Source organism: Faecalicatena orotica, assembly GCF_003149245.1.
GTDB lineage: Bacteria > Bacillota > Clostridia > Lachnospirales > Lachnospiraceae > Faecalicatena_A > Faecalicatena_A orotica.
Genome location: NZ_QGDL01000005.1, coordinates 182805 through 204814, shown reverse-complemented (window position 1 = coordinate 204814; position 22010 = coordinate 182805). Strand labels below are relative to the sequence as shown.

Below are 22010 nucleotides of genomic sequence, written 5' to 3'. Positions count from 1 at the left end.
CTCCTATTCCGGACAGTAAAAGGATATATACGATGCCCCCGGCTGTACCGGCCCCTGGCAGGCGGCTGATAACGTACCATCCTTTGCGATCTCGTAGGAAGTCAGTTCACCGCCGACCAGGCAGGCTGACACGATATACCTTCCATTCGGGGAAATCGCCAGGCCTCTCGGCCGGTTCCCGGGCACCGCAAGATTCTGAATCCGTGTTAAAGCCCCGCTCTCCTGATCGATCGCCATCACTGCGATGACATCGGCCGCATTGATTAATGTATACAGGTACCTTCCTTCGGGATCAATCACAAACCCCTGCTGCTCCAGCCTCGTCGTTTTCTTTACAGGAAGACTCTGGTCCAGTGCATTTTCTATACAGATTTTTTCCACATTTCCGTCTTCCTCATAACGAAAGGCCGTCACATAACATTTGCCGTCGTATGACGCCTCATGGTTCACAAAAAGATACGGTTTTTCCGGGTGGAATACGACATATCGCGGAGAGGCATTCCCGGTATCTGTTAATGTCCTGCTCAGCAGTCTTAACCTTTTTTGATTGTAGTCAAATGAATACAGATACAGGAACCCATTTCCCTTGTCTGCCACTGCAATCAGCTTCCCGGAGGGCGAAAATACCGCACAGTGCGGATGTGCTTCCTTCTTTCCGGTTTCGTCCCCGTGATTGACATTTTCTACCAGGCGCACCGGATTCCCGGCTTCATTCAGGCTGTATACCTGCAGATCGGCCTCCGCATAAGTCACTTCTGTTTCTATTGTACCGTCCGCGCTTCTTCTATGAACCGCTACTCCCATTGGGAATGAATGATGTGCCTCAAATAAATACATCCCGGTTGGATCTACCGTAACATAAGCCGGATTGGGGCACTCCGTAACAAGTCTCATATTTTCCTTTGCTTCGCCGCTTACGGGGTCTAAATCATATATGAAAATACGCCCGGAAGAGCAGGGTGCACCCATGAAATGCATGACCTCGTTGTTCACATACAGTTTGTTTTTCCGGCTGTCAATATATGAGCCGTTAAACGACTCCTTATTACTGATCTGCCTGACAAACCTGATCTCTCCGTTTTGCTGATCAAACGTATACTGTCCCAGGCCCGGAACACCGCCGTGCTCTGCCCAGGAACTGACATACATAAATACTAAATTCTTGTCCATGATTCTGCTGCTCCTTTCTTTTCTTTTTTTCAGAATACACGAAGAAAAGGAAAATATATCAGCCAATAGTTGCAAGTCCTGATTCATATTATGAATCACAAAATTGTCAAATGAGGTACCGTAAACCCTGTGGATATAGTACAATACAGGTAACCGTTCAGAATCCTGATCGGACACATCCTGGGAGGTATGATCAGCATGGAATCCGGCAAACAAGCAAAGGTTTCTGCCCTGTCGAAAACTGCATATGGTCTGGGCGATGCATCAACTACTTTACTAAGGCTGGTTCAGATGTCGTATCTTACCTACTTTTATACTGACGTGGCCGGCATTCATCCGGCAGCCGTAGGTACTATGTTTCTGGCTGCCAGAATTTTCGATGCGGTCAATGATCCGTTTTTCGGTTATCTTGTAGATAATACACACTCCCGAAAGGGGAAATGCCGTCCCTGGTTTTTAGGCGATGCAGTCCCTCTCGGAGTTTTCGGAGCGCTGTGTTTTCTCTCTCCAGACATGTCCGGGGGCTTTAAACTGGCATTTGCCTACATCACATATATCGGTTATGGCATTGCAGCCACAGCGGTTAATATTCCTCTTGGCGCCATTTTGCCTAATATGACTAACGACCCGCAGGAGCGCACAAATGTAAACACCTGGAGGATGGTCTTTGGACAGCTTGCCGGAGCCGTCTCTTCTGTCATCACAATACCGTTAGTTGCATATCTGGGCCGCGGAAATGAAAAGACCGGCTATTTTAAGACAGCTGCCCTCTACGGAATTTTTGCCGGTGCCTGTCTGTTATTCTGTTATACTATGATTCGGGAAACTGTGCCTGAGAAGCAGGCGCATGCGAAGCTGGGGGTAAGGGACTCCCTGCGCGGATTAAGGGGCAATGTACCACTGTACTGCCTGATGGCGCTGACGTTTTTTCATAGTGTGTATATGACTGTCTATAATTCCGGAGCCATGTACTATCTGAAATACAAGGTCCATAACATCGCACTGATGTCTACACTTTCGCTCATGAACTATGCTTCTGTCATTGCAATGCTGACCATACCACGCCTGAACAGAAGATTCGAAAAGAAATCTTGTATGCTTTGGATTTTTTCTGGGGATTCTTGGAAGGATTTTGATTCTGATCTGCAGCAAAGTGCCTGTTTTATATATAGGAATGTTTATTTCGGGATTTGGAAATGGATTTGCAACCGGACTTTTATATGCTATGATTGCAGATGCGATCGATTATGGAGAATACAAGTCAGGAATCCGCACACAGGGAGTCACCTTCTCCGCAGCCACTTTTATGGAAAAGCTTGCGTCCAGTACCGGAGGCGCCCTGACAGGATTTGTTCTTTCAATCGGAGGGTATAATCAAAAACTGTCTGTGCAGTCCCCCTCCGCCATACATTCTATCGAGGCTGTTTACCTGGTAATACCTATTGCTCTATGCGCTGGCGCGATTTTTATAATGCATTTCTATCATTTAGATAAAGAAATGTCCGCAGTTGAAAATGCTTTATAGGATGTACATCCTATGAAACAAAAAAGTCCGGGCGGGAGTCCGGACTTTAACTGATTAGATATACTTTTATAACAAATTCTATCTATGACTACTCATGTTTTTCACTCCTACCGAAAAAGATTTATAAACTTCTCCCATGCACTTTCTTTTTTTGTATCTTCTGTCCCCGGCTTCTCAGTCTCCGGCCTGCTGATCCCTTCTGTAGAGAGTACGAACTGTACCGCCCCGACATTTCTGTTTTTAACAGATGTAAAAGATACCGGCTTAAAATCATTGTTCGTATATTTATCCAGCATTTCATCAATGCCTTTCCTGATTTCTTCCGGCAGCTTTGCCGCGGACTCATTCAGAGTGTCCAGCCCTCCTGACAGCTGGGCCGCCCCGTCCGACAGTTCCTTTGCCCCGTCATCCAGACTGTTTACACCGCCAAGCAGGCCGGATGCACCATCTGCTGTCTGGCTGATACCGCCTGACAGTCCTGCAGTTCCTTCCACCAGACTGCCGATACCGCTGTGAATTTCTGCATATCCCCCTGCAAGGCTTTTTACTCCGTCCATATATTGGGACAGTCCCTCATGGAATCCTGCGTACTGGCCGGCAAGCTGTGTCATCCCATCAGACAGCGTTTTCAGGCCTTCCGGGTCCATACCATCCAAAGCTCCTAGCTGCGTGGACATTCCCCGCAGATTCTGCACCATCTCTGTCATCCCGCCCTGAAGCTGTTCCAGATTTTGTTTGATTCCCTGATAAGTTCCGATTACAGCCATAGCTGCTGTATAGTTGTTTACCAGTTTCCCAAACACCGCCTGTGTCTCAGGAGATGTTCCTTTCAGTTCTTCCGAAGCCGCATATAATTCTTCTGCCGTGACATCCTGCATTGGGTACTGTGCGATAACCTGGTCCATTACCTGAAACAGGCCGGCATATCCTGTCTGCACCTGTTCCAGCGCACCGGCCAGACTGTCCAGTCCTCCGGGCAGCTCCTTCAGCGGTGTAAGATCAAGGTTTCCAAGATCCTGTACCCCTGCTTTCAACATCTGCAGTGCCTGATTGATTTCCCCGGAACCGTTAAGCAGTTCATCGGAGAGGGACGCCATCTGGTTCAGACCTTCCTTAAACTCACCCGACCCTGACTGTAAAAGCCCTGCACCGCTGCTGATACTCTCGGCACCTTCTTTCAGCCGGCCAATCCCCTGATTAAACTCGTTCACACCACTTTTGAGTTCCGCGGTGCCTCCATGCAGGGCCGACGCACCGTTTTTTAACTGTTTTGCCCCGCTGTCCAGTTCTGTTACCCCCTGGCTTAGCTGGTTCAGTCCGTCTGTAAGCCTGTCGATTTCACCGATATCAATCATGTCCGCCCCCGCCGAAAATGGGACGGCCGCTATAGAAATCCCACTCATGGAAAATGTATCCGCATCTGTACTGATCCGCATCTTTCCAGCAGTCTCAGGCATGACAGTAAACGTGATCTGCTTATCTGACCCGGCATTTGCCAGCACCGCATCCTCTGCCTTTATATTACGGCAGATAGACGTATCCAGTGTTATTGTTACCTGCAGCATATATTTTTCATAAAATATCTTATCCGCCTCCGGGTTCTGCCTTGTGTCAATCCCGATTCCGATTTTCCCTGATGCGCCGCCAAGTTTTTCCGCAGGGACCGCTTTTCCGTCCAGAGTATAAGTAATCTCTATTACCCACGGAAGATTTTTTCCAGTCATATTCCCCTGATAATAAAATCTTCCCTTTCTGGCATCCACACTCACTTTATCACCTGTATAATGAAGTTCACCCATATCCGTCAGGTTTTCCAGAAGGGCATAGTCCCCATAGTCCGTAATTGTGCCGTCCTGAGGCATATCAAATGCATTTACAACGTATATTTCCTTCACCTGCCCGTCCGGCTTCATTGAAGAATATACGACCTCTTCCTTCGTAATCTGCGCGGGCTCCCCGGCATGCACCTGCATGCCCGTCATGCAGAGTGCTGCAGACAACAGGATTGATATCGCGGACAGGAATCTGCCTGTCCCCGTTCTATGTTTTCTCATTTCTTCACCTCCCGGTAAAATGTACAGTGGTACGTTACTGCCCCGATTGCCTTGTCCAGCAGAAGCAGCAGCATAGGAAGTATGACGGCAACCATCGCCAGTGAAAGGAATGTCCCCCGGCCCAGCAGCAGTCCCAGCTCGGCTACGATGGGGTTGGAAGAGGTCAGTTTCAGGCAGAACCCCGCGGAGGCGAGGATCAGCGCAGAAGTCATGATTGCAATGAGGTTCCGGTTCAGCACACCCGTTATTGCCTCTTTCTTCCCCATTTCCTTTCTGCGGTTCATGTAATTGCTGGTAATAAAAATCGCATAGTCTATGGTTGCGCCCAGCTGTACCGTATTGATGACAAGGAAGCCGATGTATACAAGAGAATTCCCTGCAAAATATGGCACCGACAGGTTAATCCAGATGGCTGCTTCTATAATGAACAAAAGGATAACCGGAATGAGCAGTGACTTAAAGGTCAGGAAAAGTACGAGGGCAATCGCCGCAATTGCAATGCCATTTACCAGTTTCGTATCACTGGATACGACCTGCTTCATGTCATACAGATTCGTGCTCTGACCGCATGAATAGTACTCACTGTAATAGCTCCCTGCCGTCTTCCTGATTTTGCTTACCAGATCAAATGCTTCTTTCCCTTCCTCCTTTGTATCCGTATCGACCACAATCCGTGCATAGTGCTCCGAATAGAAGTTATCTAAAATCCGGCTGTCCAGATACCCTGGCGGAATCGTACTGCCTACACTTACCGCATAGGAAACGACACTGTTCACATGGTCCATCTTTTCCAACTCCCTGCTCAGCAGAAGTTCCTTCGCCATATCGCCCTTCGGCACCAACAGCACGACAGACGTCGACTGTCCGAATACTTCGTTGATTTTCCGGCTGTCCTGTCCCAGCTTCATGGCTGCATTGGCTTCCCCCATGCCATAGATGAAATTCGATCTGGCCTGCGCCAGGTAGCATGGAACAATCAGCAGAAGCACAACGATAAATGCCGGTATCCGCAGCTTAAGCAGCACACCCCCTGCCCGTTTCAGTTCCGGAATAAGCTTCCTGTGTTTCGTCCGGTCAATCAGACCACAGCATAATAATGTAAGCGCCGGCAGGAACACCATAACCGACAGATAACTGAAGATTATGCCTTTTACAAGGTTCAATCCCAGATCTGAACCGATCCTGAAGCGCATAAACATCAGCGCCATAAAGCCGAACAAAGTAGTTGCCGCACTCGCCGCTACCGAAGGAAATGCCAGATGCATCGCCTTTACCATCGCACTCTCCACATCATCCGTGAGTTTACGCTGCTCTTCAAAGTTATGAAGCAGGAAAATCGCGTAGTCCAGAGATACCGCCATCTGGAGAATCGGGCTTATTGCCTGGGTAATATAAGAGATTTCCCCGAGGAAGAAATTACTTCCCATATTAATCAGGACTGAGATCCCGATGGTCGCAAGAAAGAGAACCGGCTCAATCCAGGAAGATGAGGTCAGCAGCAGAATCACAATAATCAGGGGAACCAGAATCATCATCGCGTTCATCGATTCCTTCACCGAGATTTTCTGTGAGAATGCATTGGAGGCTGCGTCTCCGTCGACAGCATTTTCTTCGCCAATCAGCTCATAGACTGCATTGGTGGCATCCATCTCTTTTCCCTTATGTACCGTCACTGTAAACAGCGCATTCCCGTCCCTATAGTAGGACTGCACCGTATCTCTGTCCTGTGTTTCAAGGGGTTCCTTCAGGTTTACCACATCATCCAGCCACATCACGGCATCCACGCCGTCAATTGCTTCGAGCTGTTCTTTATACTCCAGCGCCTCCGGTAAAGTGACATCATAGATCATGACCCGCTCGTTCGGCACTGCTGCATGGAACTCCTTATCCATAACCTTGAGGGCCACCGTAGATTCTGCATCTTCCGGCAGATAATCTGCTAAAGTATAATTGACCTTTACCTTTGTCATCAAAACAGCGCATATGCAGGTGAGCACAAGGAAAATCCACACGACCAGCTTCCTGTGTATCGTCACCTTGCGGGCTATCCGTTCCATTCAACCACCTCCCGGTCAGACGTGTACAATGAATTATGAAATCGAAATATTCTGATTTTTCAGTTATTTATATTAATATAATTTTACTCTTTTAGTTTTATTCCGTCAATTGATATACATTATATTTCATTTGGGATTGTAAAAGATATGATAGTAATACTCATAACGAAATACATCGTCCGACTGGTTACCGGACGATGTATTCTTAAATATTTAGGAGCAACACTAATAGAAGTAACGGAAAAGTTTCTATTCTTCCTTGAACCCTTCCCCCACAACCTCGTTAGATTCCATGATGACCGTGAATGCTGAAGGATCAACCTCCCGTACCATCTTGCGGATGGTATACATCTGCTTATTGTTGCAGGCACACATAACCACCTCTTTTTCAATTCCTGAATAACTGCCGCGTCCTTTCAGAAGGGTAGACCCCCTGCCGGAATACTTGTCTATCTTGTCAGCCACTTCCTGTCCTTTTTCCGTTACGATAAGAGTCATCTTTCCGGAATCAATACCGTACATAATCTTATCAATAACAAGGGTCAGCAGATAGGTAATAATAAATCCATAAATCGTCCCATCCACATCTTTAAAGATTGCCCCGCCGATAGCTACAATAATCGCATCTGTTATGAATACGATTCTCCCTAATGTAAGGTGCGGACGCTTCACCTTGATTGCAACCGTAATGAAATCCATCCCCCCTGTGGAAGAGTTGTTCATGAAGATCAGTGCATATCCGAGCCCTGAAAAAATACCGGTACAGATAGCAGCCAGCATCCTGTCACCGGAATATACAGGCAGAAGCGGCACTACATAGTCAATGATCAGGGATGTAATAATAACCGACCTTACCGACCGGATGAAGAACTCCTTCCCAAGAGTCTTGTAACACCCAATCGCGATCGGCACATTTAGAAGCATGGTCACCCAGCCAATCGGAAGTCCGAATAAATGATAGAAAATCAGGGCAATACCTGAAATTCCCGCCAGTGGAAATGACGCGTTTGCCGCAAAATTGTAAATACCGATACCGATCAGAATGCCTCCGGCCACGTCAATCATAATATCATACGCAAGTTTTTTTATGTTCGTTTTTTTCATCTGTCTCACCTCTCTGAATCATAGTTTTCCCCAATTAAGCACAAAAAAGAACACCTACAAATTATAAATTATAATTCGCATGTGCTCTTCTATCCTTTAGTCTAATCTAATTCCGTTCTTTTGTCAACACCCGCAAAAGGAATTTCTTTTCCAATACAAGAGTTACCGCTTACGCACCTTCTATCTACAGTCTTTCGCCGTCTTCGCGCATAAACTTGTACTCTGCAACAGATGTATCAAACCCTTTGATATGTCTGTACAGCCATTCAATCACGTTCTTATTCACCTGCTCAACAAATGCTGCTGATGGTCCTTCTTCTTCCTCGAGCATCTCGTAGAGTTCTTTTACGACTATTCTGAGCTTTTCATGCTCTTCTTTATGTTTCTCAATCCCCGGATACTCAATCTCAGCCTGAAGTTTTTCTTCCTCACCGAAATGGAATTCTGTGTAGTCAGCCAGAAAATCCAGCGTCTTGATCGCTGCTACTTTTCCCTCGCCGGTCTCACAACTGTCCAGCAGCTTATTGATCTTGTCAATCAGCTCCTTGTGCTGTGCGTCGATCATTTCATTTCCTGTTACCAAAGATTCATCAAATTCTGCTCTCATATTACGTTCCTCCTATACCTCTCCATTTTTAAATTTCATAATCATCTCGTTTGTCAGGCTGTCCCGGGATGGTTCCACAGGGATATCTTCCCGCTCAAACCACTCGGCGAGTGCAAGCTCTTCCTCGTCCAGCGTAATGCTGTCTTCCCCGTCCAGATCGCAATAGAACCCCATAAGTAACGTATCGCTGAAGGACCACGGCTGGCTCTTATAGTAACGTATGTTCTTTACCTTCAGGCCGACCTCCTCCATGACTTCCCGCTTAACCGTCTCTTCCACCGTCTCACCGATCTCGACAAATCCGGCAAGCAGTGCATACTTCTTATAAGTTCTGCCTGCATACTTTGACATCAGTATCCTGTTACCATCCGTCACTCCGATAATCGTAGCCGGACAGATCTTCGGATACTCCATATTATGGCACTCTTCACAATAGAGCATCCGCTCCTTTGTATCTTTCTTCATCATCGTACCACAGTGCCCACAATATCTGTGGTTCTTGTACCAGGTATAAAGCTGGTATCCGGTGATGCCCGCGAACGCACGGTACTGTGGTTCACCTGCCCTGAAGAGCTCTGTATTTTCCATCGTAAAAGGCGACAGGCGCTCCCGGTTTATCTCTTCGACCAGATAATATCGCTCATTGTCTATGGAAAATAAATATGTATAATCCTCATAAATCTCTTCATTTAAATGCTCCAGATCTGCAAACGTCGGGTATTCGATCCCTTCTGCTGTCTTCTTCATTAGTACGGTATGGTCTTCATAATACAGCGCGATACTGTCTTTCTCGGGAGGCAGAGGCCTGTACTCGTTCCTATACTCGTGTGGTGCTATGTCCTGAATCATGTTTTCTCCCTGCTTTCATAAATTCCTCTTCCATCATACCACACTTTCATATGGACTTAAATATAAAAATAGAGATTCCACCGGATACATCATGTTGACATTTACTCTGGACTAATAAATAATAGAGATATTAATAATGTATTCTATTACAATTATTTTAGTATATGAAGGGAGTCTTATATGAAAATCGTATTTCTGGATGCAAAAACAATTGGGGAAGATATTGACCTTTCCCGCTATGACAGGCTCGGTCAAGTTGTTAAATACCCCTTTACCTCCGCTGCAGAAGTTCCTGAGAGAGTCACCGATGCCGATGTACTCGTGGTCAACAAAATACAGATTAATGAGGAAACCATCCACACGGCCCGGAACCTGAAGCTGGTCTGCGTCACTGCCACGGGCACTAATAATCTGGACAAGGACTATCTGGAAAAAAGAGGCATTGCCTGGCGCAATGTAGCCGGCTATTCTACGGAGTCAGTCGCACAGCATACCTTTGCCATGCTCTTCTATCTGATGGAAAAGCTCCGCTATTATGACGACTATGTAAAAAGCGGGCGGTATGCGGGTGATACCGACTTCTCTCATTTCGGGGAACACTTCCATGAACTGCATGGCATGACCTGGGGCATCATCGGGCTCGGCAATATCGGGCGCAGGGTAGCTGACATTGCCAGCCTCTTCGGCGCAAAAATCATCTATTACTCACCGTCAGGCGCCGCACCGCAGGAAGGTTATCAGCAGACAGATCTTGACACACTGCTGTCCTCCTCTGATATTGTATCTGTCCATGCCCCTCTGAATGAACATACTAACGGTCTTATGAATCAGTCAGCATTTCAAAAAATGCAGCCGCATGCCATCTTCCTGAATCTTGGCCGTGGCCAGATTGTATTAGAAGACGCGCTTGCCGCTGCATTAAATAAAAATCAGATCGCTGCTGCCGGTCTGGATGTGCTCTCAGAGGAACCGATGTCAAAGCACAGTCCTCTCCTTCAGATCCAGGACAGCAAAAAACTCTTTATCACGCCCCACATCGGCTGGGCGAGTGTGGAATCACGCACCCGGCTTATGGATATCATTGCGGGCCAGATCAGTTCTTTCTTTTCTTAACATGGAACAGCGAGGACAAAACCATTAAAATACTGCCCCCGAGGATGAAAAAATCACCGAGATTATACGTAATTTCTGTGATTTTTTTCCATTTGGTACGAAAACCCACGTAATCAATCACATATCCGCGGATCCACCTGTCAAATATATTACTCCATGCCCCCGCTGTCATCAGTGAGAGTCCCGCCTTTTTCAGGAAATGCTTTTTCCGCATCAGAGTGATCAGCTGGTAAATCGTAAGGAGCATTGCTACTACCGTGGATGACACCTTTACAAACTCAGGTTCATTCTCCAGCAGGTTCAGGCACATTCCCTTGTTATACTCCTTGCGCAGGATCACTTTCCCGCCTCCAAAAGTACGTTCCTCACCACGTTTCATGTAACCTTCCACATATGATTTCGCAGCGATATCAATCAGAGTCAAACAGAGGGTCAGACTCATAATAACCAGGATAGCCATAAAATCCCCCCTAATCTTCCATCATCTGTTTTACTTTTTCCTCGGCCTCTTCCGCCATCTTCTTAGCAGATTCTGCAAAGTCCGCTGTCTTATCTTTCACCAGATCGGCCGCGTCTGCCGTTTTGTCCCGCATCATATCCGCTGCATCAGACGCTTTTTCTTTTATTGTTTCAGCCGCATCTGCCGTCTTTTCTTTTATCGTTTCAGCCGCATCTGCTGTCTTTTCCTTCACAGTCTCTGCTGCATCTGCCGTCTTTTCCTTCACAGTCTCTGCTGCATTGGCTGTCTTTTCTTTGACAGTCTCTGCTGCATCCTCTGCCTTATCTTTGACAGTCTCCGCCACATCTTCAGCTTTTTCCTTCACTGCATCGGCATAATCTGCTGTCTCCTGCGCTGCTTTCTCAGGAGCTTTTGCTCCACAGTACGGACAGTAAGCCATGTCCCTTGCCACAGACTTTCCGCATCCGTCACAGGTCACATCGCCTTTCACATCGGAAATCTGCTGCTCATACTTTCCAATACTCTCCTCCCTGTTCTGGATCGCTTCGCAGATACCGATTGCCTCCGCATCTACGACTTCCCCTTCTTTATAATGGTCATATACCATCTTTCCCAGATCCATATAATCTCTCTCATTGCCGCGTTCCAGTGTCCTGATCTGATTCTTCAGGCGCTGTACCTCAACTGCCTCACCCGCTTTATTTGTCACTGTCTCCGCAGTCTCACCAATCTTTCTCCCCAAGTCTTCAAAAAATGATTTCATGTCTGTCAGTCTCCCTTCGTATTTGAATCCGTTATCTTTCCGGATTATAGTCCGGAAACACAATGCAGCGATTCCTTATTTATATACATTATACCCCATAAATGCACAACTTCAACCGATTTTCTTTTATTTAATATTAATATAATAACTTGCCAGCGGGTTATAATTCCAGATGTACCATACATATATTGTTTATAAAAAATGATAGGAAAACAATTATGGATCCTACTATATGCAAAGAACGTATCTTATCCGAAGACTATCGTGATTTTATTATTTCTAAAACCCGCCCTCTTAATATTGGAGAAATTCCTCCTGATCAGCTGTGCGAACAGGAGGCAGACTTCGATTACCGCTGTATATATCTTCCGAAATTCCTTGCTGACCCGCTCAATCTCGACCGCTTTTTTTATACATCAATCCCAAAATGTTATACTCTTTTAAGCATGGACGCAATGAACCAGGCAGGTATTCTGCCAATACAAAATTATCCAACGCTCCAATTGAAAGGAAATAATGTCATGATCGGCTTTGTCGATACTGGCATCGATTATACAAGCCCCCTTTTCCGCAATTTAGACGGCAGCACCCGCATTGCCGGAATCTGGGATCAGACAATCCAAACCGGTATCCCCCCAGAAGACTTTGTCTACGGTTCAGAGTATACAAGAGAAATGATCGACCAGGCATTGAGATCAGATGCTCCAAAATCCATTGTCCCATCGGAAGATATAAATGGCCACGGAACCTTTGTCGCCAGCCTGGCGGCTGGAAGCGGAGAACCCGCAGAACAATTTATCGGTGCCGCCCCCGAATCAACATTGGCAGTTGTCAAACTGAAGCCTGCCAAGCAATACCTGCGCGATTTCTATTACATACCCGACACTGCCCCCTGTTTTCAGGAAACCGATATCCTACTCGCCCTCAAATATCTGAGTGACCTTGCAGCACGCAATAACATGCCTCTGGTCATGTGTACTGCAGTGGGTACTAATATGGGCGGACATATCGGTGTTCTGCCGCTCTCTACTATTTTTGAATATTATGGTACTTCAACGAACCGGATCCCGGTTATCGGCGTCGGTAATGAGGCAGACCAGCGCCATCACTACTCACATACCCTCCGGGACGGCTCCCCTACGGATACAGTCGAAATAAGGGTGGGAGAAAATGTAACCGGTTTTACAATGGAATTATGGACGGAAATCCCTAATATCCTCTCCATATCGCTTATCTCACCTACCGGGGAAGCCACACCGACAGTCCCGCTCCAGACTTCGGCTTCCTCTGTCCTTGATTTTATACTTGACAGGACCCGGGTCACTGTTGATTATCGGATCATTGTTGAGAGAAGCACCTCCGAACTGATCTATTTCCGGTTCAGTACGCCTACGGCCGGTATCTGGAAACTGATCGTAGAACCTGTACGCGTAATCAACGGACTTTTCCACATCTGGCTGCCGGTGAAAGAATTTTTGAGTGGTGAAGTTTATTTCCTGCAGCCTGACCCATACTATACCCTGACGAATCCTGCAAATACCATAAGTACGATTGTTGTATCTTATTATGATGGAAGTAATAACAGTATTGCCCTCAGTTCGGGCAGGGGCTACACGCGGAATGAACGGATAAATCCGGATATTACCGCCCCCGGCATCAATGTAAAGGGAGCGCTTCCCGGCGGGCGTTTTGCCGTGCGCTCAGGCTCCAGTATTTCAACCGCCATCACTGCTGGCGCCGCCGCCCTTCTCATGGAATGGATCATCTACCAGATCGGCACCCCGGGAATCGACTCCTATCAGATCAAAAGCCTGTTTATACTGGGAGCCATGCGGCCAGGATTCATGACATACCCCAACCGGGAATGGGGGTATGGGCAGCTCAATGTGTATAATATTTTCGAAGAAATACGCAGTATATAAAACGTCCTGAAAATAACGAAGGACGCCTTATCAGCGTCCTTCTCCACGTATTTCATTTGCATTTTCATAATAACTTGTAACCATCTCGCTCTCAGGAATCAGCTGCTCCTGTACGGGTGCTGTTCCCGGCCTGAACACGACTTTCAAAAATACCGGTGTAATGATTGTCGTGATTACTACCACAATAATAATCGGACCGAGAAATGCCGTTCCCAGCAGCCCCAGACTCGCTCCCTTGCTTGCAACGATCAATGCGACCTCACCTCTGGAGATCATTCCCACACCAATACGTTTCGCCTGATAGTTCTGGTATTTACACATTTTAGCACCTAAGCCGCACCCGACAACCTTCGTCAGGATTGCCACGATTGTCAGGACAACCGCAAATCCGACGATCGATCCGGACATTTCAGGCAGCACAACTTTCAGACCAATGCTGGCAAAAAATACCGGTGATACGAGCAGATATGAGATCGTATCAAACTTACTCTGTAAATAATCGGACCGCCTTACATTGGAAATAATCAGTCCTGCAATAAATGCGCCTGTAATATCTGCCACGCCAAAGACTTCCTCAGCAATATATGACATCAAAAGGCAGAATACAAAAGCAATGATCGTATGGCGGTGCAGCTCTTTTTTAGCCGTATCCACCCAGTTTTTATATAAACGGTAGAAAATAAATCCGACCACTCCGGCAAACACAAAAAAACCGACAATCTTCAGCATGACCGTCCCCAGCTTTACAGAAGAATCCGCCAGACTTGTCACAACCGTCAGTGCGATAATACCGAGAATATCATCTATAATTGCAGCCCCCAGAATTGCATTGCCAGAACGTGTCTTCAGCTTGCCAAGCTCCTTTAGGGTCTCAACCGTAATACTTACAGATGTCGCTGTCAGAATGACTCCGATAAATATATTCTGCAGGAATACGCTTGCATCTGCATCTGAAACGATCATTCCCGGTTTATTGAAGAAATATGCCGCCGCAAAACCACCCACAAGAGGTACGATGACACCACAGAGGGCGATGACAAAGGAAGCCTTTCCGCTTGCTTTCAGTTCTTTAATATCGGTTTCCATACCGGCACAGAACATCAGTACAATGACTCCGATCTCCGCAATTTCATGGATAAATGACGTCTCACTCAAGATTCCAAACCCTGCCGGTCCTAGAATCAGACCCGCCAGAAGCGCCCCGACGACCTGCGGCATCTGGACCCTCTTCGTCAAAAGGCCCAACACTTTCGTGAATAACAAAATAATTGCCAAATCTAACAAATAACTGTAGCTGCTCATAATTATTTTCCTCACATTTCTTACTCTCATCAACTCGAACAGATACAAGAATACACCTTTTGTATAAGATTTTCAAGCATTTTACGACTATTTTTATGTGTTTTCTACATAATAAAAGAAAAAAAGACAAGCAGATAATTCCGCCTGTCTCTTTGCCATATTTGCTTAACTCAATCTTGGGATCGCCTGTTGTCCGCGAAGCTGTATAATCGGCCCTCCGGTTCCCTCTATATATGCCCTCGTAATGGTAACCTGACCTATATTATCATCCTTTGGTATCTCATACATGATGTCCAGCATGAATTCTTCTATGATCGCACGCAGTGCTCTGGCACCGGTATCTTTCTTCATTGCTTTCTCCGCAATTGCTTCGAGTGATCCGTCGTCAAATTCCAGATTCACCTCATCGAGCGCAAGAAGTTTCTTATACTGCTTAAGGATTGCATTTCTTGGTTCCTTCAGGATCTTCACAAGCATGTCTTTATCAAGCCCTTTCAGGGTAAAGATAATCGGCAGTCTTCCAATGAATTCAGGTATCATGCCGAAGGTTCTCAGATCTTCTACCGTTACTTTGGAAAGAATCTCCTTGTCATGCTCATATTTATCCTTTAACTCTGCATTGAATCCCATCGATGTCTTGTGAGAAAGTCTCTCTTTAATAATCTCTTCCAGATCCGGGAATGCACCCCCGCAGATGAACAGGATATTCTTCGTATTAACCGTCGTAAGAGGCACCATCGCATTCTTGCTGTTTGCACCCACCGGCACTTCCACTTCGCTTCCCTCCAGAAGCTTCAGAAGCCCCTGCTGCACAGACTCACCGCTGACATCACGCTGGCTGGAGTTCTTCTTCTTCGCAATCTTATCGATCTCATCGATAAAGATAATCCCCTGTTCCGCCTTTTCCACATCATTGTCTGCGGCAGCAAGCAGCTTGGAAACAACACTTTCTATGTCATCGCCTATGTATCCCGCTTCCGTAAGGGAAGTCGCGTCCGTAATGGCAAGCGGCACATCCAGAAGCTTTGCAAGAGTCTTGACCAGATATGTCTTACCGCTTCCTGTCGGCCCGATCATCAGCATATTGGACTTCTCTATCTCTATATCATCCATCGTATCTGTAGCCACACGCTTGTAATGATTATAAACCGCTACAGACATCGCCTTCTTGGCATACTCCTGTCCTACCACATATTCATCCAGCTGTGCCTTAATCTTATGCGGGGCCGGGATATTGTTAATATCAAGTTTACGGAACTCTTTTGGTTTTTCTTTTTTCTTCTTAATCTTCTGACTCTTCGGGGTCATGTTCTCGAGATCAGACATATTCATAAATTGAATCCCCGGTGTATTAAACAGCTTCGTATAATCGATGGAACCATTCGTCATTGCATCAAAACTCTTCTGCATACAGTCAGAGCAGACTGTAATATTATTCGGAAGATCGATCATCTTGCCGGCAACACTCTCCGGACGGTGACAGATCAGACAGTATTTCTCATATCCGTCGTCATCCTTGTCCGCTTTCTCCTGCGTTACTACAGAATGTCCCTTCTTCTCGTCTGCCACATCGACATCATATTCATCCTTTTTCTCATTTTCCAGTTCATCTATAATTATAAAATCTTTATCTGACATAATTCTCCCTTCTTTCAATAACAAATTATGTCTTACATTATAACTCAGAATATCGTTATATACAAATGAAGTTTTTCTAAAGCCGCTGACAGGGAGATTAATTCCCCTCCAGCAGTTTCAGGAAATCTTCCTCCGATATGATCGGGATCCCAAGGTCTCTTGCTTTTTTATTTTTAGACGAGGTGGACTGCACATCATTGTTGATCAGGTAGTTTGTCTTTGATGTGACCGATCCGGTTACTTTGCCGCCCTTTGATTCGATGAGTTCCTTTACTTCGCTGCGGTTGGTAAAGTGCTCCACGCTTCCCGTGATTACAAAGTTCATGTTCTGGAATATCTGTTCTTCTTTCTCTACTTCTTCTTTCGGGATGTTAACCTCTTTCAAGAGCTTTTCAAAGATTTTACGGTGTTTTTCATCCGCAAAGTAATCGACGAATGTTTTCGCAATAACTCCCCCCACCCCGGAGATTTCGTTTAGCTCTTCTATGGTTGCACTGTACAGTCTGTCCACATTATAATCAAGGGCCCGGCATATGACTTTTGCGTTTGCAAGCCCTATGTTTGCAATACCTAGACTATAGACCAGTTTCGGGAGGGTCGTTGTTCTTGAGTTTTCCACACTGTTAATCAAATTTACATAGGATTTTTCACCAAATCCTTCCATTGTTTTGATTTCTTCCTCATAACGGTCCAGATGGAAGATGTCTGCAAAGTCTTTGATGTATCCCCTTACGATAAACTTTTCAAGGGTTGCCTCGGAAAGCCCCTCTATATTCAATGCATCACGGCTGACGAACAGGGCGAAAGATTTGATCTGTTTTGCCTGGCACTCCGGGTTTGTACAGTATAAAGTCTTTGTGTCATTCTCCATCGAAATCTTTGTCGCGCCTCCGCAGACCGGACAGGCACATGGTATGTCTTTTACTCCGCTGCGCGTCAGGTTTTCTGCGATCTGGGGGATGATCATGTTCGCCTTGTATACCTGAATCTTGTCGCCGACTCCCAGCTCCAGTTCCTCCATAATACTGATATTATGGACACTCGCACGGCTGACAGTTGTCCCCTCCAGCTCGACCGGGTCAAAGATCGCGACGGGATTGATGAGTCCTGTACGCGACGGGCTCCACTCGATCTCCTCAAGCGTGGTCTCTTTTATTTCATCGGCCCATTTAAACGCATAGGAATCACGCGGGAACTTGGCCGTCGTTCCCAATGACTGCCCGTATGCGATGTCATCATAAATCAGTACGAGGCCGTCGGATGGGAAGTCATTACCGGCTATTTCCCCTGCAAACCACTCAACTTCTTTTTCTATTGTATCTGCTGTTACCATGTGGTGCTCAACTACTTCGAACCCCTGCCGTCCCAGCCATTCAAGCTGTTCATAGCGGGAGTTTTTAAAGTCTGCCCCTTCTGCACTCACAAGCGTAAATGCAAAGAAACACACATTTCTCTTTGCGGTGATTTCATTATTCAACTGACGGACGGAACCGCTGCACAGGTTACGTGGATTTTTATACTTTGCGTCTACATCCTCAATCTCTGCATTGATCTTTTCGAAATCCTTATATCCAATGACAGCCTCTCCGCGCAGGATCAGTTCCCCTTTAAACGGAATATGAAGGGGCAGGTTTTTGAACACCCGTGCATTATTCGTAATGACCTCTCCCACCTCGCCATTTCCTCTTGTAACAGCTTTCGAAAGCGTCCCGTCCTGATAAGTCAGCACGATTGTCAGTCCGTCCAGTTTCCATGAAATAACGGCCTTTTGATCCCTTAGGAAATCTTTAAGCTGTTCTACTTCTTTTGTCTTATCCAGTGACAGCATAGGCCTTTCATGGCGTTCCTTCGGGAGTTCACTCAGCACCTCGTAGCCTACATTAATGGTAGGACTGGATGCAAGAGTCGTTCCCAATTCCTGTTCCAGTCCCAGTAATTCATCATATAATTTATCATATTCAAAGTTGCTCATGATTTCCGTGTCTTCCTGCTCATATGCACGGCGCGCATGATTCAGAAGCTCCACCAGCTCCTGCATTCTTTTATTCTTGTCTGCCATATATACTCTCCTGCCTGTTCTTAATCTCTTCCATCTATCACCGTTTCACTGGATGAGTCCTTGATCTGCTCATAGAGTTCATTCAGTTCCCGGTCGGTCAGCTTCCGGTATTCCCCTTCTCTTAGCCTTCCCAATTCTATGTTCATGATTCGCGTTCTCACAAGATCTTTCACCTGGTATCCGAGTGCCTCGCACATCCTTCTAATCTGTCTGTTTAGCCCCTGCGTAAGAATAATCGTAAATGTATACTTTCCGATCTTTTTTACGGTACACGGCCTCGTCACAGTATCCAGAATCGGAACTCCATTGGACATCTTTTCGATAAATGCCGGTGTCAGTTCTTTGTCCACGGTCACTTTGTACTCTTTCTCATGCCGGTTGCCCGCACGCATCATTTTATTAATGATATCGCCGTTATTAGTCATAAGAAGCAGGCCTCTGGAGTCCTTGTCCAGACGGCCCACATATGTTATCCTGACCGGATAATTCAAAAAACGGATGATGCTGCTGCGTTCCCTGCGCTCTTCTGTGCAGACAATCCCCTTCGGTTTATTTACCGCAAGCACGACCATCTCTTCACTGCGGGACACAGTCTTTCGCCCGACCTTCACGGTCTGCCCCGGGGACACCTTCATCCCCATATCCGCCCGTTTCCCGTCAACGCTCACCTGTCCGCTTTCGATCAGCCTGTCTGCCTCCCGTCTGGAGCAGACGCCTGCCTCGCTTAAATATTTATTCAGCCTTACTGGCTCCTTTTTCTCTGTAAACTCCTGTTTAATCCGATTGCTCACTGCTCAGTACTCCGCTTATATTATTGTCCTGGAAAAAAGTATTGCCGTTGTAAAGGAATAAAACATCCGTAATGTTATATGTATCCATCACATCCTGTATATTCCCTGTATAGTATCTTGGATCCAACATGACGATTTCCCTGAAGTAAGGAGTCAGAAACGGAACAAAACTGTTGGCGTAGGAATCCTTTACCACCAGAAGCCGTTTCTGTCCCGGCGCCAGTGTTTTAATGTCGATAAGAGACGTATTGCCGCCAAGGAAAACTGCGTATTTATCCCTTGTTTTCAGCATATCTGCCTCATAAAGCGTCGTCTCCTTCACCTGCTCATCCACATAATTCACGATGACATCATTATCCGCATCCTTCGGCACATAGATGTCAATCTCTTCTTTTTCACCCATCCTGCACCCGCTCTTTGCCGCCAGTGTCCCGTTAAAATCTGTGGCTACCGGGTAGGAAACGAAGGAACTGGATACATCTGTACTGATTCCCAGCGTCGGTGCTGCTTCCTGAAAAGTATAAAAAGCACCAAGCGTGGTCCAGTGATGATCTGTCTTATAGTATATCTTTTCTTCCTTATGCTTATTCATTGCCTGTACGGCATCGATCCACTGTACAGAACTGCCCAGTTCCTTTTTTACCTGGCTGATGCATGCATTCTGGTCTGCAACGGACGCAAGCGAAGGCAGTCTGCTGCTTAACACACTTGCCGCATCCGGTACAAGAATCATGCTGACCGGAATATCATCGTAAGATTCCGCAAAGTTCTTAATTGCATCAACATTACTTTTTAAAGAGTCTTGTTCAGGCACAGCTATATCTTCCAAAAGCTGCCCCTTTTTCCCGATGAATACGCCGTTCTCTTCCTTGCTGCCACCGATCCGGTTCAGAGTGACTTTCAATTTCCTAAGGAAATTACGTCCTATAAACTGGTCCGCCTGATAGCTCTCGTACTGTTTCATATAACTGCCTGAAACCAGACCACTTACCGTCATTTTCGGCCTTTCTGTCAGCATTCTATTCTCTTCTGTAGATTTCTTTTTCGAAGGATACAAAAGATTTGCCGCAATCAATACAAGCAGGCAGATTATAAATGCCTTACCAACAAAGCTTTCCGGCCATCTTTTCTTTTTTCTCTTATTATTGTTCATATTCCCACCTAGAATCTAAAGTATAAAAATGGATTGAATGTCTCTGTCACGAGATATGCCACCGAAATCAGAAATATACTAATGTAGACTACTCCTGCAGCCACTTTTCTGATCCGGGCGCTGTTAAACCCACCAATTATCTGCTTTAAGAGGTTTAATCCAAGGGCAGAAGACCCAAGAATTGCAATCAGGTAAAGCAGCCAGTGTGTAAACACGTAGAACAGTGCCTGTTTGTCGGCAAACGCACTCGCCCCGGCGCCGAACATCACTCCGATATAATTGAATGCATACCCAAGGCTCGGACTAAAGAAGAACACCCACCCGATGAGAACGAATACCATCGAATAAATATGCTTTGCAGCTGAAGGGAGCCGCTCCAGCTTCCTGCCCCACACAAACTTCTCCAGCACAAGCAGTATACCGTAGTAAAGTCCCCAGAAAAGGAAGTTCCATGCCGCCCCGTGCCATAACCCTGTCAGCATCCATACAACAAGCAGATTCATGATCTGTCTGGACTGTGTGCACCTGTTGCCTCCCAGCGGTATGTACACATATTCCCGAAACCATGTGCTTAAGGATATATGCCACCTTCTCCAGAATTCGGTGATACTGGTAGAAATGTACGGATAATCAAAGTTTTTCCGGAATTCGAAACCAAACATTTTCCCGAGCCCGATAGCCATATCCGAGTATCCACTGAAGTCAAAATAGATCTGGAATGCATAGGAGATACAGCCGACCCATGCAGTTAAAACGGAAAAGCTTCCCATCTGCAGACTAGCGATCTGCTCATAAATCTGGCCGATAGAGTTGGCCAGAATCACTTTCTTCGCCAGACCGATAATAAAATACTCGGCACCAAGGCCAAACTTCCTCATGGAAAGCACCCTGTTCTTAAGCTGCGCTTCGATATCGACGTAACGTACAATCGGACCTGCTATCAGCTGTGGAAACATACTGATATACAGAGCAAAATACAGAATATTTTTCTGGCTTTTCGCCTCTCCCCTGTAAACATCTATGATGTACGACATTGCCTGAAATGTATAGAACGAAATCCCTATCGGCAGCGGCAGGTCCCTGTAAGGAATATCAACAGGCAGCACCGCATTCAGACTGTCCAGCAGGAATCCGTAATATTTGAAAAATCCCAGCAAAAGCAGATTCACCACTACCGCAAATATCAGGCTTCTGCGCATCTTCCGGGGATCATCCCGCTTATCTTCAATGTCCAGACCACAGATATAATTCAGCAGTATAGACAGAACCATCAAAACAATATAGATCGGCTCGCCCCATGCGTAGAAAATCAGGCTGGCAATCAGCATGATTACGTTTCTGAACTTTTGAGGGACGATATAATACAATGCCATTGTAACCGGCAGAAACACAAATAAAAAAGTAACACTGCTAAATAACATCTTTTAGCTTCCTCTCCCCGTA

16 protein-coding genes and 1 pseudogene are annotated in these 22010 nt (G+C 46.1%); 3 read left to right on the top strand and 14 right to left on the bottom strand.

What is annotated here, in order from left to right; translation table 11 throughout:
- Positions 1–3 precede the first annotated feature (3 nt).
- Complete coding sequence (locus A8806_RS09865; RefSeq protein ID WP_181368651.1) at positions 4–1170, bottom strand: lactonase family protein; 1167 nt, start codon at positions 1168–1170, stop codon at positions 4–6.
- Positions 1171–1359: 189 nt separating this feature from the next.
- On the opposite strand from A8806_RS09865, the pseudogene A8806_RS09860 reads away from it, so the two are divergent.
- Positions 1360–2695: pseudogene (locus A8806_RS09860) on the top strand (MFS transporter).
- A gap of 107 nt (positions 2696–2802) precedes the next feature.
- Here the strand turns inward: A8806_RS09860 and A8806_RS09855 are convergent.
- The 5 genes from A8806_RS09855 to nudC all read right to left on the bottom strand — a co-directional run bounded on the left by A8806_RS09855 (position 2803) and on the right by nudC (position 9366).
- Positions 2803–4749, bottom strand: coding sequence for a YhgE/Pip domain-containing protein (locus A8806_RS09855; RefSeq protein ID WP_109731018.1), 1947 nt, complete (start codon positions 4747–4749; stop codon positions 2803–2805).
- Complete coding sequence (locus A8806_RS09850; RefSeq protein ID WP_109731017.1) at positions 4746–6806, bottom strand: efflux RND transporter permease subunit; 2061 nt, start codon at positions 6804–6806, stop codon at positions 4746–4748. Before A8806_RS09850 ends, A8806_RS09855 begins: the two co-directional genes overlap by 4 nt.
- Before the next feature lie 249 nt (positions 6807–7055).
- The gene (locus A8806_RS09845) at positions 7056–7910 is read right to left on the bottom strand and encodes a YitT family protein (RefSeq protein ID WP_109731016.1); all 855 of its coding nucleotides are present in this window, start codon (positions 7908–7910) and stop codon (positions 7056–7058) included.
- 184 nt (positions 7911–8094) lie between these two features.
- Positions 8095–8517, bottom strand: a complete 423-nt coding sequence (locus A8806_RS09840; protein ID WP_109731015.1) for a bacteriohemerythrin — start codon at positions 8515–8517, stop codon at positions 8095–8097.
- 12 nt (positions 8518–8529) lie between these two features.
- Positions 8530–9366, bottom strand: coding sequence for an NAD(+) diphosphatase (gene nudC, locus A8806_RS09835; RefSeq protein ID WP_109731014.1), 837 nt, complete (start codon positions 9364–9366; stop codon positions 8530–8532).
- Positions 9367–9546: 180 nt separating this feature from the next.
- On the opposite strand from nudC, the gene A8806_RS09830 reads away from it, so the two are divergent.
- Positions 9547–10479: a D-2-hydroxyacid dehydrogenase gene (locus A8806_RS09830; protein ID WP_109731013.1), complete on the top strand. Its 933-nt coding sequence runs from the start codon at positions 9547–9549 to the stop codon at positions 10477–10479.
- Here the strand turns inward: A8806_RS09830 and A8806_RS09825 are convergent.
- Together A8806_RS09825 and A8806_RS09820 are read right to left on the bottom strand one after the other, a co-directional pair.
- Positions 10460–10939, bottom strand: coding sequence for a signal peptidase II (locus tag A8806_RS09825; RefSeq protein WP_109731012.1), 480 nt, complete (start codon positions 10937–10939; stop codon positions 10460–10462). The two genes, A8806_RS09830 and A8806_RS09825, sit on opposite strands and share 20 nt — an antisense overlap.
- Positions 10940–10949: 10 nt before the next feature.
- Entirely contained in the window at positions 10950–11702 is a 753-nt protein-coding gene (locus A8806_RS09820; protein ID WP_109731122.1) for a hypothetical protein, read from the bottom strand.
- A gap of 218 nt (positions 11703–11920) precedes the next feature.
- On the opposite strand from A8806_RS09820, the gene A8806_RS09815 reads away from it, so the two are divergent.
- Complete coding sequence (locus tag A8806_RS09815) at positions 11921–13624, top strand: S8 family peptidase (RefSeq protein WP_109731011.1); 1704 nt, start codon at positions 11921–11923, stop codon at positions 13622–13624.
- A gap of 30 nt (positions 13625–13654) precedes the next feature.
- On the opposite strand, the gene A8806_RS09810 is transcribed toward A8806_RS09815, so the two are convergent.
- The 6 genes from A8806_RS09810 to A8806_RS09785 all read right to left on the bottom strand — a co-directional run bounded on the left by A8806_RS09810 (position 13655) and on the right by A8806_RS09785 (position 21988).
- A complete protein-coding gene (locus A8806_RS09810; RefSeq protein ID WP_109731010.1) occupies positions 13655–14926 on the bottom strand; it encodes a cation:proton antiporter in 1272 nt (423 codons plus the stop codon).
- Positions 14927–15091: 165 nt separating this feature from the next.
- Positions 15092–16564 (bottom strand): ATP-dependent Clp protease ATP-binding subunit ClpX, encoded by a 1473-nt coding sequence (gene clpX, locus A8806_RS09805; RefSeq protein ID WP_109731009.1) that lies wholly within the window; start codon positions 16562–16564, stop codon positions 15092–15094.
- Between the two features lie 97 nt (positions 16565–16661).
- Complete coding sequence (gene ligA, locus A8806_RS09800) at positions 16662–18623, bottom strand: NAD-dependent DNA ligase LigA (RefSeq protein ID WP_109731008.1); 1962 nt, start codon at positions 18621–18623, stop codon at positions 16662–16664.
- A gap of 20 nt (positions 18624–18643) precedes the next feature.
- Positions 18644–19414 carry a 23S rRNA pseudouridine(2604) synthase RluF gene (rluF, locus tag A8806_RS09795; RefSeq protein ID WP_109731007.1) on the bottom strand — a complete coding sequence of 257 codons (771 nt, stop codon included), beginning with the start codon at positions 19412–19414 and terminating at the stop codon, positions 18644–18646.
- Positions 19398–20567, bottom strand: a complete 1170-nt coding sequence (locus A8806_RS09790) for a DHHW family protein (protein WP_109731006.1) — start codon at positions 20565–20567, stop codon at positions 19398–19400. The genes rluF and A8806_RS09790 overlap by 17 nt, the downstream gene beginning before the upstream one ends.
- 8 nt (positions 20568–20575) lie before the next feature.
- Entirely contained in the window at positions 20576–21988 is a 1413-nt protein-coding gene (locus A8806_RS09785; protein ID WP_109731005.1) for an MBOAT family O-acyltransferase, read from the bottom strand.
- Positions 21989–22010 lie beyond the last annotated feature (22 nt).

Excerpts from the sequence above, each read along its gene's own strand:
- A8806_RS09865 (WP_181368651.1), bottom strand. The coding sequence starts at position 1,170 with ATGGACAAGAATTTAGTATTTATGTATGTCAGTTCCTGGGCAGAGCAC.
- A8806_RS09855 (WP_109731018.1), bottom strand. The coding sequence starts at position 4,749 with ATGAGAAAACATAGAACGGGGACAGGCAGATTCCTGTCCGCGATATCA.
- A8806_RS09850 (WP_109731017.1), bottom strand. The coding sequence starts at position 6,806 with ATGGAACGGATAGCCCGCAAGGTGACGATACACAGGAAGCTGGTCGTG.
- A8806_RS09845 (WP_109731016.1), bottom strand. The coding sequence starts at position 7,910 with ATGAAAAAAACGAACATAAAAAAACTTGCGTATGATATTATGATTGAC.
- A8806_RS09840 (WP_109731015.1), bottom strand. The coding sequence starts at position 8,517 with ATGAGAGCAGAATTTGATGAATCTTTGGTAACAGGAAATGAAATGATC.
- nudC (WP_109731014.1), bottom strand. The coding sequence starts at position 9,366 with ATGATTCAGGACATAGCACCACACGAGTATAGGAACGAGTACAGGCCT.
- A8806_RS09830 (WP_109731013.1), top strand. The coding sequence starts at position 9,547 with ATGAAAATCGTATTTCTGGATGCAAAAACAATTGGGGAAGATATTGAC.
- A8806_RS09825 (WP_109731012.1), bottom strand. The coding sequence starts at position 10,939 with ATGGCTATCCTGGTTATTATGAGTCTGACCCTCTGTTTGACTCTGATT.
- A8806_RS09820 (WP_109731122.1), bottom strand. The coding sequence starts at position 11,702 with ATGAAATCATTTTTTGAAGACTTGGGGAGAAAGATTGGTGAGACTGCG.
- A8806_RS09815 (WP_109731011.1), top strand. The coding sequence starts at position 11,921 with ATGGATCCTACTATATGCAAAGAACGTATCTTATCCGAAGACTATCGT.
- A8806_RS09810 (WP_109731010.1), bottom strand. The coding sequence starts at position 14,926 with ATGAGCAGCTACAGTTATTTGTTAGATTTGGCAATTATTTTGTTATTC.
- clpX (WP_109731009.1), bottom strand. The coding sequence starts at position 16,564 with ATGTCAGATAAAGATTTTATAATTATAGATGAACTGGAAAATGAGAAA.
- ligA (WP_109731008.1), bottom strand. The coding sequence starts at position 18,623 with ATGGCAGACAAGAATAAAAGAATGCAGGAGCTGGTGGAGCTTCTGAAT.
- A8806_RS09790 (WP_109731006.1), bottom strand. The coding sequence starts at position 20,567 with ATGAACAATAATAAGAGAAAAAAGAAAAGATGGCCGGAAAGCTTTGTT.
- A8806_RS09785 (WP_109731005.1), bottom strand. The coding sequence starts at position 21,988 with ATGTTATTTAGCAGTGTTACTTTTTTATTTGTGTTTCTGCCGGTTACA.